Origin of the sequence: Saccharothrix sp. BKS2 (genome assembly GCF_047689505.1) — a bacterium.
GTDB lineage: Bacteria > Actinomycetota > Actinomycetes > Mycobacteriales > Pseudonocardiaceae > Actinosynnema > Actinosynnema lopnurensis.
This window is the reverse complement of the sequence record NZ_JAUQOL010000001.1, coordinates 371,345-385,929: the sequence shown is the minus strand read 5'-3', so window position 1 is coordinate 385,929 and position 14,585 is coordinate 371,345. Positions and strand designations below refer to the sequence as shown.

At 75.4% G+C, this 14,585-nt stretch carries 12 protein-coding genes; 8 read left to right on the top strand and 4 right to left on the bottom strand.

Annotated elements, in window-relative coordinates; translation table 11 throughout:
- Positions 1-33 precede the first annotated feature (33 nt).
- Both Q5530_RS01205 and Q5530_RS01200 read left to right on the top strand, forming a co-directional pair.
- A complete protein-coding gene (locus Q5530_RS01205; protein WP_415360085.1) occupies positions 34-741 on the top strand; it encodes a DUF4333 domain-containing protein in 708 nt (235 codons plus the stop codon).
- 269 nt (positions 742-1,010) lie between these two features.
- Complete coding sequence (locus Q5530_RS01200) at positions 1,011-2,219, top strand: GNAT family N-acetyltransferase (RefSeq protein ID WP_415360084.1); 1,209 nt, start codon at positions 1,011-1,013, stop codon at positions 2,217-2,219.
- Between the two features lie 155 nt (positions 2,220-2,374).
- Here Q5530_RS01200 and Q5530_RS01195 read toward each other — a convergent pair whose 3' ends face one another.
- Positions 2,375-3,316, bottom strand: coding sequence for a 5'-3' exonuclease (locus Q5530_RS01195; RefSeq protein ID WP_415360083.1), 942 nt, complete (start codon positions 3,314-3,316; stop codon positions 2,375-2,377).
- Positions 3,317-3,701: 385 nt separating this feature from the next.
- Between Q5530_RS01195 and Q5530_RS01190 the strand changes: the two genes are divergently transcribed.
- Entirely contained in the window at positions 3,702-4,829 is a 1,128-nt protein-coding gene (locus Q5530_RS01190) for a M24 family metallopeptidase (RefSeq protein WP_415360081.1), read from the top strand.
- Positions 4,826-5,275 carry an Lrp/AsnC family transcriptional regulator gene (locus Q5530_RS01185; protein WP_380633816.1) on the top strand — a complete coding sequence of 150 codons (450 nt, stop codon included), beginning with the start codon at positions 4,826-4,828 and terminating at the stop codon, positions 5,273-5,275. The genes Q5530_RS01190 and Q5530_RS01185 overlap by 4 nt, the downstream gene beginning before the upstream one ends.
- A 13-nt stretch (positions 5,276-5,288) precedes the next feature.
- Here the strand turns inward: Q5530_RS01185 and Q5530_RS01180 are convergent, their stop codons facing one another.
- The gene (locus Q5530_RS01180; RefSeq protein ID WP_415360079.1) at positions 5,289-6,071 is read right to left on the bottom strand and encodes an aminotransferase class IV; all 783 of its coding nucleotides are present in this window, start codon (positions 6,069-6,071) and stop codon (positions 5,289-5,291) included.
- 124 nt (positions 6,072-6,195) lie between these two features.
- On the opposite strand from Q5530_RS01180, the gene Q5530_RS01175 reads away from it, so the two are divergent.
- Positions 6,196-7,152: a GlxA family transcriptional regulator gene (locus tag Q5530_RS01175; protein WP_415360444.1), complete on the top strand. Its 957-nt coding sequence runs from the start codon at positions 6,196-6,198 to the stop codon at positions 7,150-7,152.
- Positions 7,153-7,166: 14 nt separating this feature from the next.
- Positions 7,167-7,793, top strand: coding sequence for a DJ-1/PfpI family protein (locus Q5530_RS01170; protein WP_415360078.1), 627 nt, complete (start codon positions 7,167-7,169; stop codon positions 7,791-7,793).
- 218 nt (positions 7,794-8,011) lie between these two features.
- On the opposite strand, the gene Q5530_RS01165 is transcribed toward Q5530_RS01170, so the two are convergent.
- The gene (locus Q5530_RS01165) at positions 8,012-8,965 is read right to left on the bottom strand and encodes an RNA polymerase subunit sigma-70 (protein WP_415360076.1); all 954 of its coding nucleotides are present in this window, start codon (positions 8,963-8,965) and stop codon (positions 8,012-8,014) included.
- Between the two features lie 190 nt (positions 8,966-9,155).
- On the opposite strand from Q5530_RS01165, the gene Q5530_RS01160 reads away from it, so the two are divergent.
- A complete protein-coding gene (locus Q5530_RS01160) occupies positions 9,156-10,514 on the top strand; it encodes a diguanylate cyclase (protein WP_415360074.1) in 1,359 nt (452 codons plus the stop codon).
- Positions 10,515-10,761: 247 nt separating this feature from the next.
- On the top strand, positions 10,762-14,028 hold the full coding sequence (locus tag Q5530_RS01155; protein WP_415360072.1) for a tetratricopeptide repeat protein: 3,267 nt from the start codon (positions 10,762-10,764) through the stop codon (positions 14,026-14,028).
- On the opposite strand, the gene Q5530_RS01150 is transcribed toward Q5530_RS01155, so the two are convergent.
- Positions 14,006-14,578, bottom strand: coding sequence for a DUF4865 family protein (locus Q5530_RS01150; protein WP_415360070.1), 573 nt, complete (start codon positions 14,576-14,578; stop codon positions 14,006-14,008). The genes Q5530_RS01155 and Q5530_RS01150 overlap by 23 nt on opposite strands.
- Positions 14,579-14,585 lie beyond the last annotated feature (7 nt).

Genomic DNA, 14,585 nt, shown 5'->3' with positions numbered 1-14,585 from the left:
GATTTTTTCCGTCACGACCGTCGGAGGCCGAGCATGACCAGTCCGTACGGACCGTCCGGGGGGAACGACCCGCAGCAGCAGTGGGGCCAACAGCCCTACGGTGGTGGGTACCCCGGCACGCCGTCGGGTGGTTTCCCCGCTCAGCAGCCCAATCCCTACGGGCAGCCGGATCCGTCGCAGCAGCAGCAACAGCAGCAGTGGGGCCAGCAGGACCCGTCGCAGCAGCAACAGCAGTGGGGTCAGCAGCAGCCTTACCCGCAGCAGCAGTACCCGGGCGGGTACGAGCAGAACCCGCAGTCCAACCCGTACGGGCAGCCGCAGCAGGGCCAGTACGGGCAGCCCGGACCGGGCCAGCAGTACGGCCAGTACCAGCAGTACGGGCAGCAGGGGCAGTACGGCCAGCAGCCGCCGCAGAAGAAGAAGTCCAGCGCGGTGCTGTGGGTCGTGGTCGCCCTGGTGGTGCTGGTGGTCGCGGCCGTGGGCATCACCGGTTTCGTCGCGCCGGGGTTCTTCAAGAAGAAGGTGTTCGACAGCGCGGAAGTCCAGAAGGGGGTCGTGACGATCCTGACGGACGTCTACAAGATCTCCGACGTGGAGAGCGCGACCTGCCCGGCGGACCAGGAGGTCAAGCCGAACACGACCTTCGAGTGCACCGCCAAGATCGACGGCGAGGACAAGACGGTCAAGATCACGGTCAAGACCGAGGACGGCGAGTACGAGGTGGGCCAGCCGGCTGGCTGAGCCGCCGAAGCCGGGCCTGACCGAGGAGCTTTGGAGAGCCACCCCTTCGTTCGCGAGGGGGTGGCTCTTTCGCGTTCTGCCTTCCTCGGCCTTCCCATCCCCGGGCTCCCGCCTCTTTCCTCCCCTCTCTCCGCCCGCCGCCCCTCTCCGCCCGCCGCCTCCCGCTCCGCCCCTCCTCTTTCCCCCCTTCCCCCTCCTCCTCCCTCCTCCCTCCTCCCTGTGATGAAAACTGGTTAGCCTTGCTTGCGACCTCGGGGCAGGATGCGGTGGTGACCGACCACGACATCCGCGTTCTCGACGACTCGCAGTACCGCGCCGCGCACACGCTGTTCCGGAGCACCCTGCACCACCCGCCCACCAACGACGACGCGTGGAAGTTCATCCGGGAGTCCTACGAACCCGGACGCGCGCTGGGCGCGTTCGCCGAGGACGAGCTGATCGGCACGGTGCAGGCGTTCCCGTCGCGGATGGCCGTGCCGGGTGGTGCCGTGGTGCCGCACGCGGCCGTGTCGAGGGTCGGCGTGCGGTCGGACTGGACGCGTCGCGGGGTGCTGAGCGCGTTGCAGCGGGCGCAACTGCGGTCGTTCGTCGAGTCGGGTGACGTGGTGGCGACGTTGCGGGCGACGGAATCGTTGATCTACGGCCGGTTCGGTTACGGAGTGGCCTCGCGCTACCGCACCGTGCGCGTGGACCGGTCGCGAGCCGTGCCGCGCACGCGGATCGCCGGTCGGGTGCGGTTGGTCGACCTGGAGGCGGGGGAGCGGATCGCGCGGTCGCTGTACGAGGAGGTGGCGCCGCGCCGGGTGGGCACGATCGGCCGCTGGCCGGCGTGGTGGTCCATGAACCTCCACCGGCCGACGCCCGAGGACAACCCGCGGATCGCCGTGAGGTCGTCGGCCGGCCAGGACGACGGTTTCCTGCTCTACAAGGTCAAACCCGGCGCGCACGACGTGTCGGAGAAGAAGCCGACCATCCTCGAAGTGGTCGACCTGTGGGCCCGCACCCCGGAGGCGTGGGCCGACCTGTGGCTGTTCGCGCTGGGGGTCGACCTGGTGGCCGAGGTGGTCGCCTTCGGCCGGCCGGTGGACGAGCCCGTGGAATGGCTGCTGGGCGACCGCCGGGCCTGCAAGGCGTTCGGCGAGGAGGACGAGACCTGGCTCCGGCTGGTCGACGTGCCGGCCGCGCTGGGCGCGCGCACGTACCACGACGGGGCGCCCGTGCTGATCGGCGTGCGCGACACCTACCTGCCCGACAACACCGGCACCTACCGCGTGTCGGCCGACGGGGTGAGCCGGGTGTCGGACGCGCCCGAGGTGGTGCTGGACGTGGACACCCTGGCGTCGACGTACCTGGGTGACGTGTCGTTCTCCACCCTGGCGGCGACGCGCCGGTTGGACGTGGTGGCGCCGGACGCACCGGTCAGGGCGGACGCGCTGTTCGCCGTGTCCGAGACCCCGTGGTGCGGCACCTACTTCTGATCCCGAGTTTCTGATCCTGAGCTTCTGATCCCGAGCGCGGGCAGCGCCAGGCCCCGCGGGCACCAGGCCCCGCAGGCAGGGCCCGAAGCCCGCCTCCTGAACTCAGGGCCCGCAACCCCGGGTGCTCGGTCCTCCCTCGTCCTGCGGTCGCGAGGTCAGCGGCGTTCGAGCGCGCTCACCAGTCGCGGCACGGAGCTGCCCAGGCCCCACCGCTTGGTCAGCTCGGCCACGCGGTCGGGGTCGATCGGCGCGGCCGGGACCTCGTCCGACCGGTCGAGCACGACATCGGCGTCGGTGGCGACGTTGACCACCGTCGGGGCGACCGCGAGGTAGTCCTGCGCGGCCAGCAGGGCGTTGCGGGCCTTGGTGGTGAGTTTGCGGTCACGCCCGTCGTGCACGGCGTCCAGCACGGCCTGGAGCGAGCCGAACTCGGTGATCAGCTTCGCGGCCGTCTTCTCGCCGATGCCGGCCACGCCCGGCAGGCCGTCGGACGGGTCGCCGCGCAGCACGGCCATCCCCGCGTAGGCGGCGCCGGCGTCGGCGGCGGGCAGCGCGTACTTGGCGGCCAGCTCCTCCGGGCCGATCAGTTCAGCCTTGGCCCAGCCGCGGCCCAGGTAGAGCACGCGCGCCGGGGTCGGCTTGTCGCGGACGACCTGGAACAGGTCGCGGTCGCCGGTGATCACCTCGACCGGGTCGGTCTTCTCGCGCGCGGTCAGGGTGCCGATGACGTCGTCGGCTTCGTAGCCCGCTGCCTCGGCGGTCGCGATGCCCACCGCGTCGAGCACGTCGAGGATGATCGGCACCTGCGGGGTGAGGGCGTCCGGCACCTCTTCCTCGCCGTCGGTCGCGCCCTCCACCACCCGGTGCGCCTTGTACGACGGCAGGGCGGTGACCCGGAACTCCGGTCGCCAGTCCGCGTCCAGGCACGCCACCAGTCGGCTCGCCTTGCGGTCGGTGATGACCTTGGCGACGGTGTCGACGAAGCCGCGCACCGCGTTCACCGGGGTGCCGTCCGGAGCGGTCATCGACTCCGGCAGCGCGTAGAACGACCGGAAGTACAGGCTGGCGGCGTCCATCAGGACCAGCGGGGTGCTCACGGGGAAAGCTTGCCAGAGATCACCGACAGCCGAGAGGCCCCACCGAGCGCCTGTGGACAACTCGTCGGCCCCAGCGTCCGGAAGGGAGGGGAAGGGGAGGAGGGGAGGGAGGAGGGGAGGGAGGGAGGGAGTAGGTGGGCGGGGTAGGAGTGGGTCCGGCGTCGGTGGGCGGGAGGACGGGGCGGGTTTCGGTGGCTTCCTTCATCAATCAACCGATGCTCGGTAACGGTGTTTCCGTACATTTTCGGGCCATGATCACCCGATCGTGTAGCCCCGGGCCCGACAGCCCCACCCCGCCACCCGCCCAACGCCGAAGACCCTCCCACGAGGCAACGCACCCCGCAGGATGACGTGCAACGGCCCCACCACCACTAGGCTGCCGAACATGTCGACCACTGTTGGGCCCGTCGACGTGGACGCGCTCCGCGCACGACTCGACCGGGCCACCGCCGCGGCCTCCACCGCGGGCCTGGACGCGCTGCTCATCGCACCCGGCTCGGACCTGCGCTACCTCATCGGCGCGGGCGGTTCGTCGTTCGAGCGGTTGACGTGCCTCGTGCTGCCCGTCGGCGGCACCCCGCTGCTGGTCGTGCCGAAGCTGGAGCACCCCGGCTACGCCGACGTCCCGACCGGGGCGCTCGGGGTCGACGTCGCCACCTGGGTGGACGGCGAGGACCCGTACGCCCTGGTCCACCGGGCGCTCAAGGGCACCCGCCACGCCGTGTCCGACATGATGCCCGCGCTGCACAACCTCCGCCTCCGCGACGTCATCGGCGGCGAGCAGGTGCTGGCCGGGCCGGTGCTGCGCGAGCTGCGGATGCGCAAGGACGCCGCCGAGGTGCTGGCGCTGCGCGAGGCGGGCGCGGCGATCGACCGCGTCCACGCCCGCATGGCCGAGTGGCTGCGCCCCGGCCGCACCGAGCGCGAGGTGGGCGCCGACATCGCCGCCGCCATCGTGGCCGAGGGCCACACCGCCGCCGAGTTCGTCATCGTCGGCTCCGGGCCGAACGGCGCCTCGCCCCACCACGACGTCTCCGACCGGGTGGTCCGGGCCGGTGACGTGGTGGTCGTCGACATCGGCGGCCCGGTCGCGGCGGGCTACAACTCCGACTGCACCCGCACCTACGTGCTGGGCGAGCCCGCCGAGGCCGACGTCCCGCAGACCTACGCCGTGCTCCAGGCCGCGCAGCGCGCCGCGGTCGAGGCGGTGCGGCCCGGTGTCACGTGCGAGGCCGTCGACGCCGCCGCGCGCGAGGTCATCGCCGCCGCCGGGTTCGGCGAGCACTTCGTCCACCGCACCGGCCACGGCATCGGCCTGGACGTCCACGAGGACCCCTACATCGTCGGCGGCAACGACCTGCCGCTGGAGCCCGGCATGGCGTTCAGCGTCGAGCCCGGCGTCTACCTGCCCGGCCGCTGGGGCGCGCGCATCGAGGACATCGTGATCGTCACCGCCGACGGCGTCGAGAGCGTCAACAACCGACCGCACGAGCTGGTGGTGCTGCCGACGTGACGAACCTGGAGCCCACGGACCGGGCGATCCTGCGCGAGCTGGCCGCGGACGGCCGGTGCAGCTTCACCGACCTCGCCGAGCGGGTCGGGCTGAGCGTGTCGGCCGTGCACCAGCGGGTGCGGCGGCTGGAGCAGCGCGGCGTGGTGCGGGGCTACGCGGCGCGCCTGGACGGCGACGAGATCGGCCTGCCGCTGACCGCGTTCATCTCCCTGACCCCGATCGACCCGGCCGCCCCGGACGACTACCCGAGGCGGCTGGAGCACCTGCCGCAGATCGAGGCGTGCTACTCGGTCGCCGGCGACGCCTCCTACGTGCTGCGCGTGCGGGTCGCCTCGCCCACGGGCCTGGAGGAGGTGCTGCGGCAGATCCGCGAGGCCGCCCACGTCTCGACCCGCACCACCGTGGTGCTGTCCACCCCGTACGAGGACCGCCCGCCGGCGGTCTGACCCGGCGAGGGGCTCAGCTCAGGGCGTCGCCCGGGACGGCGTCGTAGGCCGCCCGGACGCGGGCAACGCCGCTGCCGCCCACGCCGCTGCCCTCCACATCGGCCTCGTCCACAACGAACTCCACGTCGCCCACGCGGGACACCGGCACCACGCCGAGCGAGTTGGCCAGGAACGCCGCGCGGTAGCGGCCTACCCCGTCCACCGGCACCACCTCGCGCCGGGACGGCAGCTCGCGCTCCAGCAACCGCATCGCGGTGCCGTGCAGCCAGTCCGCCTCCGGCCACACCACACCGCCGTCGGCGTCGAGGAAACCGATGTTGGCGGTCGAGCCCTCCACCACCGCGCCGTCCCGGGACACCAGCAGCGCGTCGTCGAACCCGGCCTCCCGCACGCGCCGCCGGTGGTGCAGCCGGCCGAACCCGCCGAGGTGCTTCACGTGCGGCAGCGTCCGCGCGTAGTCCACCGGCAGCAGCCGCCGGGGCCCCTCCGGCGGCCCCGCCGGCGGGCGCACCGACACCAGCACCGACGGCTCCTCCACCCCGAACACGACCACGCGCACCGCCGCGTCGCGCACCTCGCCCAACGCCCTCACGACCAGCTCCCGCACCCGGTCGCCGGCCAGGCCCTCGCCGTACAGCTCGCGGTTGCCCTCGTCGAGCCGCCGCAGGTGCAGCTCCAGGCCCTTGACCCGGCCGGCGCGGACCTGCATGGCGGTGAAGTGCCCGTAGTTCGCCAGCAGGCCGGGCACGAGCAGCTCCGGGGTGGCGGGCGCGCCGTCGATCTCGATCCTCAGCACGGGGTCGACCGTAGCGTGCGTGGCGGGAACCGAGGGTCGCGCGTCGTTGCCGCCGACCCGCGACCGCAGGAGGGTGGGTGTCGTGGAGCGCGAGGTGCTGATCGTCGGCTACGAGGGGGCGACGATGACCGACATCGCCGGCCCGGTGGACGTGTTCACCGGGGCGAACCAGGCGCACGCGGCCCGCGCGGCCGACCCCGCCCGCGCACCCGCCGCCCGCGGCGGCTACCGGGTGCGGCTGGCCGCCCCGGGCGGCGGGTTCGCGGTGCACGGCGGCCTGCGCCTGGAGGCAGAGGACCTGCGGACGGTGTCCGGAGGGGTGGACACCGTCCTGGTCGTCGGCGGCTTCGGCTTCACCACCGCCGCCCGCGACGCCGAGCTGCTGCACCACGTGCGGCGCCTGGCGTCGCGGGCCCGGCGGGTCGCCGGCGTCTGCACGGGCGCGTTCGTGCTCGCCGCGGCCGGGCTGCTCGACGGCCGCCGCGCCACCACGCACTGGGCCTACTGCGACCGGCTCGCCGCCGAGCACCCGGCGGTCGAGGTGGTGCCCGACGCGATCCACGTGCGCGACGGCGCCACCGCCACCTCCGCCGGCGTCACCGCGGGCATCGACCTCGCGCTGGCCCTGGTGGAGCACGACCACGACGCGGCGCTGGCCCGCCTGGTGGCCCGCTGGATGGTGGTGTTCCTCCAGCGCCCCGGCGGCCAGTCCCAGTTCAGCGTGCGCGCCCGCGTGCCACCGGTGCGCGAGCCGGGCCTGCGCGCCGTGCTCGACGCGGTCGCCGACGACCCGGCGGCCCGCTGGACGGTCGAGGAGATGGCCCGCCGCGCCGCGATGAGCCCCCGCCACTTCGCCCGGGTGTTCCCGCGCCGGGTCGGCGTCCCGCCCGCCCGGTACGTGGAGCGGGCCAGGGTCGAGGCGGCGGCGGGCGTGCTGGAGTCCGGCGACGAGGGGCTGGACGTGGTGGCCAGGCGCTGCGGCTTCGGCTCGGCCGAGACCCTGCGCCGGGCGTTCCTGCGGGTGCTCGGCGTGACGCCGGGCGGCTACCGCCAGAGGTTCCGCACCACCGGTGCGGCGTGAGGAGGGGGAGAAGGATGGACATCGCTTTCGCGCTCTACCCGGGCATGACCGCGCTCGACCTGGTCGGCCCCTACGACGTGCTGGCCAACCAGCCGGAGGTGACCGCGCACTTCGTCGCGGCCTCGCCCGACCCGGTGCGGTGCGACGCGGGGCTGGTCCTCGTGCCGACCGCCACGTTCGACGAGCTGACCACCGCCGACGTGCTCGTGGTGCCCGGCAGCGGCCGGTGGGCCGAGGCCCTGGAGGACGGCGCGGTCGCCGCCTGGCTGCGCCGCGCCCACCCCACCGCGACCTGGACCACCTCGGTCTGCACGGGCTCAACGCTGCTGGCGCGGGCCGGGATCCTCACCGGCCGCCCCGCCACCACGCACTGGGCGGTCCGCGACGAGCTCGCCGCCCTCGGCGCGCTGGTCCGCACCGACCGGGTCGTCGTCGACCGCTCCGTGATCACCGCCGCCGGGGTGTCCGCCGGCATCGACATGGCGCTCACCCTGGTCGGCCTGGTCTGGGGCGACCGCCGGGCCGAGTTCACCCAGCTCGTCCTGGAGTACGACCCCCGCCCGCCCTACCGGGCCGGGTCGCCGGAGACCGCGCCCGCCGAGGTCGTCGCGTTCGCCCGCGACGTGCTGCGGCCGCGCTGACCGGGTCACCGCGACCAGCACGGCGGGCTGCCCGCCGTGCGGTCGCAGGACCCGGGCCCGCACCCCGGCCAGCGCCAGCACCGAACCGGCCGCGAACAGCTCGCCGTCCACGTCCAGCACCCCCGCCAGCACCACGACCAGCGCCCCGCGCCACTCGGCGGGGTCGAGGGGGCGCGCGTCCGCGACGGTGACGGCGCGGACGTCGAACCCCCCGGTCGTCACAGCGTCGCCGGCAGGCCGAACAGGGCGAACCGGTCCGCCGGGAAGGTGATCACCTCGGCGATCGCGTCGCCCTCGACCCGCAGCACGTCCAGCGCCAGCGCCTCGAAGCACGCGCCGCCCGGCCGGCGCACGTAGTTCGCCACGGCGGGCTGCCGGTTGGCCCGCGTCTCCAGCACCCGCCACTCGCCGATCGCCTCCGGGCCCGCCATGAACGGCGCCCAGAACCCCATCAGCGCGTCCCGGCCGCGGTGCCACTCGGGCTGCGGCGGCATCGTCCACGTGGCGTCCTCGCGCAGCGCGGCCGCCAGCCGGGGCATGTCGCCGCTCTCGGTGGCCTCCACGAACTCGCGCACCACGGCCCGCTCCCGCGCGTTCGGCTCGCCCGACCAGTCCGCGCGGCGCTCCGGCAGGTGCCGGCGCAGCGTCACCCTCGCCCGGTGCAGCGCGCTGTTCACCGCCGGCACCGTGTCGCCCAGGAGCGCCGCGGCGTCCGCCGCCGGCCACCCCAGCACGTCCCGCAGCACCAGCACCGCCCGCTGCCTGCCCGGCAGGTGCTGCACCGCGGCCAGGAACGCCAGCTCGATCGTCTCCCGCGCGACCACCTCGGCGTCCGGCCCGGCGCCGGGCTCGGCGCGGTCGAGCAGCTCGTCCGGGAACGGCTGGAGCCACGGCACCTCCGCGGCGGGCATCCCCCCGGTCGCGGCGGGCGCGGGACGGCGGCCGATCACGTCCAGGCACGCGTTGGTCGCGATCCGGTAGAGCCAGGCGCGGAACGACGAGCGCCCCTCGAACGTGTCGCGGGCGCGCCACGCCTTGAGCAGCGTCTCCTGCACCAGGTCCTCGGCCTCGTCGAACGAGCCGAGCATCCGGTAGCAGTGCACCCGCAGCTCGTGCCGGTACCGCTCGGCCTCGCCGGTGAAGTCGACCACCGTCTTCGGAACCTCGCCCATGTCCACCCTCCGGGCTCGCGCGATGGCGTGCCGGTCGCACGCCGCACCCCGTGTGACGGCGCGGCGCCGGAGAACTGTTCGGTCGTCCTCCCCGGACCCGCGTCACCCCCGCAGCGGCTGACACCCCGCCCGGCCCGCCGCTGGGGTCGAGGCCGGTCTGCATCGGTCCGGGGGGACGGTCGCGGGAACCATGGGCAGATTACGTTCGCCGTCGTCGGGCGATCGGTGCTGGGCGCTGTGGTCGCTGCCGCGCCCCGCCCTGGTCCACGTGCTGGCGGTCGACCTCGCCGCGGTGCTCGTCGCCGCCGTCACCGCCGTCACCGCCGCCACCGCGCCGCGGCCGGTGCCCGCCGGGGCGTGGACCGCGTTCGCCGTCCTCGCCGCCTGCGCCGCGCTGTACCTGCACTGCTCCCGCCTGGTCGAGCGCGTCGGCCGCGACCACGGCCACCCGCCGCACGTCGACCTGTGCAGCATCTGGCTCCTGGCCGGCGCCCTGGTCCTGCCGCCGGTCCTGGTCGTCGCCCACGTCGTGCTGATCTACCTGCACCGGTGGTGGTTCGTCGGCCGCTGGGACGCCTCCCGCCCGCCGCACCGGTCCGTGTTCACCACCTCGATGATGGTGCTGGCCGCGCTCGCCGCGAGCGCCGTCGCGAACGCCACCGGCCTGCGCGGGCGCCTGCTGGCCGGGCGGCCCCACGACCTGCCCGACCTGGCCGGCCTGGTCGGCGCGGGCGCGGCCCACTGGCTGGTCAACACCGTCCTGGTCGCCACCGTGATCCTGCTGACAGCCCGTGACCGGTCGGTCCGCGACGCCGTCGGCAGCGCCTCCGACAACCTCCTGGAGGCCGGGCAGCTCGCCCTGGGCGTGTTCGTGGCGCCGGCCGTGGCGTGGTCGCCCGCGTTCGCGCCGCCCATGGTCGCCGCCGCCGCGGCCCTGCACCGCACCGTGCTGATCCACCAGCTGGAGCCGGCCGCCCGCACCGACACCAAGACCGGCCTGCTCAACGCCGGGGAGTGGCGCCGCCGGGCCGCCCTGGAGCTGCGGCGCGCCCGCCGCCGGCCCACCGGGGGGCTCGCCGTGCTCATGGTCGACGTCGACCACTTCAAGAAGATCAACGACACCCACGGCCACCCGACCGGCGACCGGGTGCTGCGTCGCATCGCGGGCGCGCTGGAGGGCGCCGTGCGCCGCGGCGACGCGGTGGGCCGCTACGGCGGCGAGGAGTTCGCCGTGCTGCTGCCCGGGGTGCGGCGCGCCGAGGCGCTCGCCGTGGCGGAGCGGATGCGCGTCGAGGTGCACCGGGTGCGGGTCGACGCGGGCGACGGCGGCGACGGCGGCGCGGTGGCCGGTCCGACCGTCAGCATCGGGGTCGCGCTGTGGCCGGAGGTCGACGAGGACACCCCCGACGGCCTGCTGGCGGCCGCCGACGCGGCGCTGTACGAGGCCAAGCGCCGCGGGCGCGACCAGGTGCGCGCCGCGGACGGCCGCGCGCCGCTGACGCCCGCGGCACGGGTCGAGGGGTCTGGGGTGGACGGACCCGGTGCGTGAACGAGCCGGGGTGCTAGGCCAGGCGCGTGGGGTCCTGCCGCGTGCCGGTCCGGAGCGTGACCGGTCCGGGGTGTGATCGGTCCGGGGTGTGATCGACCCGGTGCGTGACCAGGCCGGGCGGACACGGCGCGCCCACCGCCGCCAACCGCCGGTTTTCCCACGATCGGGCCCGTCCGTGGCGTAGTTTCTGCCCGCCACCTCCTGTTCCGGTGGACCTCGCCGTTCGCTTCGCAAGGGTCGTGAGCCAGTGGACCTCGGTGCCCCGCACGGAATCCGGTTCCGCTTCGAGGCGGGACTGCTGCGCGCCGTCCTGCTCGACGTGCACCGCAAACCCCCGGTGGACGCGACCGAGCAGCTGTCCGGCCTGCACGGCGGCACCCGGGACCTGCTGGTCGACGAGACCCGCGACGGGCACGTGCGCGCGGTGCTGCGGCAGCGCTTCGACCTGCCCGCGCCCGCCCGCTGGAGCCTCGCGGTCGACGCGCCCGGCACCCGGACCGACGACGGGGTGGCGTTCGACCTGCCCGGCTCCGTGCGGCTGCTGGTGTCCGGCTCCGAGCCGTGCGCGCTGGAGGACGACGGCGTCTGCGTGTGGCTGCCCGAGGGCGAGTCGGAGCTGACCGTCGCGGTCACCAGCGACCCGGTGTTCGACGTGGGCGACACCGCCGTGGTGTGCCGCCCGGACCAGGCCGTCGAGGCGGCCGTGGTGCTCTCGTGCCTGCCGGGACCCGGGCTCGCGCCGGTCGTCGTGCTCCGGCCGGGGGAGGGCGGCGCCGCGCGCCGCGACGAGCTGGTGGCGGACCTGCTGGCCGGGACGGGCGTGCGCCGCGCGGTCCTGCTGACCGACCCGCACCACCCCGGCGGGCTCCCGTTCGACCTGCCCGAGCACGTCCACCTGCCGCACACCGACCCCGCCGACCCCACCGCCCTGGCCGACCTCACCGCCCGGGCGTGGGCGCTGCTGCGCGGCGGCGAACCCGGGCACGTGCTGGACGTCGCCCCCGACGCCGACCCCGTCGCCGCCCTGTTCACCGCCCTGCGCGCCGGGGCGGCGCTGCGCGTGGTCGACGGCGCGCCACCCGTGCCGTTCGCCGCGCACAACCCGGCCGACGGCGACGAGGCCGTGCTGGTCGAGCGCACCGGCGACGCCGACGACCTGGTCGCCGCCCTCTACGCCCACCACCGCGGCGCCCGCCTCGTGGTCACCCCGCGCCCCGACCTGACCGAGGTGACCCGGGTCGTCGCCGAGGAGCAGGACCGCGTCACCGCCGCGGCCGGCGCCATCGGCGACGCGGTCAAGGGCATCGGGTTCGTCGAGGCGCTGTGGCGCTACCTGTCCACCGGCGGGCACGACCCGTACGCGGCGGTCGAGGCCGTGGTGACCGCGCAGGTGCCCGCCGAGGCGGTCGCCGAGGTCGGCGACCGCAGGCTCACCGCGTTCACCACCGGCCTGCCCTACCCGTTCGTGCGCACCGGCGAGGCCAACTGGGCGCGCAAGCCGATCGGGCACGTGGTGGCCGACCCGGCGCTGGTCGTGCTCACCGAGCTGCACCGGGCGGGCGTGGCGCGCGAACCCGGCGCGTTCAGCCTGGTCTTCGACCCCGGCGTGTTCCGGGACCTGCCCGGGACCACCGCCCCGCTCGGCCACCACACCCACTCGATCGTGCTGTCCGGGGCCGACGCGTCGATCGCCGCGCTGCGCGAGCTGACCGCCCGCCTGCCCGTCGAGCTGATCTTCTTCAACACCCACGACGCCGGCCACGGCATCGTGCTCGGCGACGAGGAGCTGCCCGGCCACGACCTGCCGCTGACCCTGCCGCACCGGCCGGTGGTGTTCAACAACTCGTGCCGCTCCTGGACCGACCTGGGCCGCGAGTTCACCCGGGCCGGCGCCCGCGGCTACATCGGCACCCTGTGGGCCATCCCGCCCAACCTCGCCGCCGGCTTCGCCCGCACCGTCGTGCGGCGGCTCACCGCCGAGGAGGCGCCCGCCGCGCACGCCGTGGTCAACACCGGCACCCCCGGCGGCATCGAGCGGTCCTACCTGTACGCGGGGACCGTCAACGGCAGGCTCGACGAGTGGCGCGACCGGTCCACCACCGACGCCGAGGCCGCGCTGACCGCCTGCGAGCTGCTCGCGGACGCCGCGCGCGAGCACACCGAGGGCCCGGCGGCCCGCGTGCTGCGCCGGGAGCTGGCCGCGCTGCGCACCGCCGTCGAGTCCGGCGGCGCCACCGACACCCCCGCCTACGCCGACCTGCTGCTGGCCGAACTGGCGCTGGAGGAGGACGACGCGCGGGCCGACGAGCTGGTGGGCAAGGTCGACGCGGTGCTGTCCGGCCTGGCCGAGGGCGCCGACGAGCGCCGCGCCGGCCGGTACGTGCTGACCGGGGCGCGGGCCGAGCGGCGCGGGGAGCGCGCCGCCGCCCTCGCCGACTTCGAACGCGGGGTGGACCTCGGCGACGCGTGCCGCGACCGGGCGGACGTGCTGGTGCGGATGGCGGTGCTGCTGATGCGGGAGGACCGGGTGGACGAGGCCAGGGAGGTGGCGCTCACCGCGGCGGAGGAGCACCGGGCGCGGGGCTCGCGCGCCGGTCTGCTGGAATCGCTCACCGTGCTCAACGACATCGGCGACGACGACCCCGAGACCGCCCTGCGGCTCGCCGTCGAGGGCCACGACCTGGCCGGGGAGCTCGGCGACCGGGCCCGGCAGGCGGCGTTCACGCTCGACGAGTGCCGCCGCCGGCGCGCCGCCGGCGACCTGGACGCCGCCGTCGAGGCCGGACAGCGGGCCGTCGAGCTGTTCCGCGCCGAGGACGACGGCCCCGGCGAGCTGACCGCGCTGCGCCTGCTCGGCGCGTGCCACCGCGAGCGCGGCGACCTCGCCGGCGCGCGGCACCGCGCCGAGACCGGCCTCGCCCGCGCCGAGCAGCTGGGCTCGGCCCCCGACGTCGCCTCGTTCCACGACGACCTCGGCGGCGTGCTCACCGCCCAGGGCGAGCACGCCGAGGCGCTGGGCCACTACCGGCACGCCGTGGAGAAGCTGGTCGCCGGCGGCGCGTGGGAGCGCGGCGCGGAGCTGCTGCCGCACCTGGCCGTGGGCGCGGTGCGGGCCGGCGACCCGGAGGCGCTGTGGACCGCGGCCCTGTGCGGCGGCCTCATCTGCGAGGTCGCGCCGCGCCCGGTGTGGGCGTCGCTGGTGCCCCTGGTGGTCGACTCGATGAAACGCGCCATCGAGACCGGGCCCCGGGAGCTGACCCAGCGCGGCATGACCGACTTCGCCAGCGCCGTCACCGCGGGCCGGCGCGAGGACATGCCCACCCAGGTGGGCCTGCTCGCCGACGTGGTGGTGGTGCTGCTGGCGTGGCTGATGGACCGGGTCGACCGGGGCGTCCTCGGGCTCGCCCGCGAACTGGACCGCACCAGCGGCGGCGTGCTCGACCTGGTCGCCTACCTGTCGGTGCCCTACCCGCAGCGGCTGCGCGCCCGGCCTACCAGTGGCGGCCCGCGCTGAGGTCGTCCAGCTCCGGGCTCGACAGGTGCGGCACCCGGTAGCGGATCGCGCCGTCCTCCTCCGGCGGCGGCCCGCTCCACAGGCTGAAGCGCACCAGCTCCCAGCGCGCCGGGTCGACGGCCACCGCGGTGCTGTGCAGCGCGGGGTGGCCCTCGACCCGCCCCAGGTCCTCGACGGCCGCCTGGACCGCCTCGGCCGCGTCCGCGTCGGCGGGCAGGGCCCGGGTGCGCTTGGTGGCGTCGGTGGGGGTGGCGGCCGGGCCGCGCGCGAAGGCCAGGCCGACCCAGTGCCGCACCGCCGGGCGGCCGAAGTCCGCGCTCAGGCCCCGGAAACCCGGCCCCCACAGGAAGCTGTTCATGCCCTCGGCGGTGCGCCACAGGTAGAACGGCGAGTACTGGTTCACCGGCGAGCCGTCGACGCCGCGTTCCCGCACGCAGTACGCCTTGAGCCCCAGACCGGGGAACTCGTCCGTCGCGGACCCGCGCGTGGCCACGCGCGTCCGGATGACGCCCATGTCGTAGTCGGCGGGCAGGGTGATCTCGTAGTGCATGGCGTGC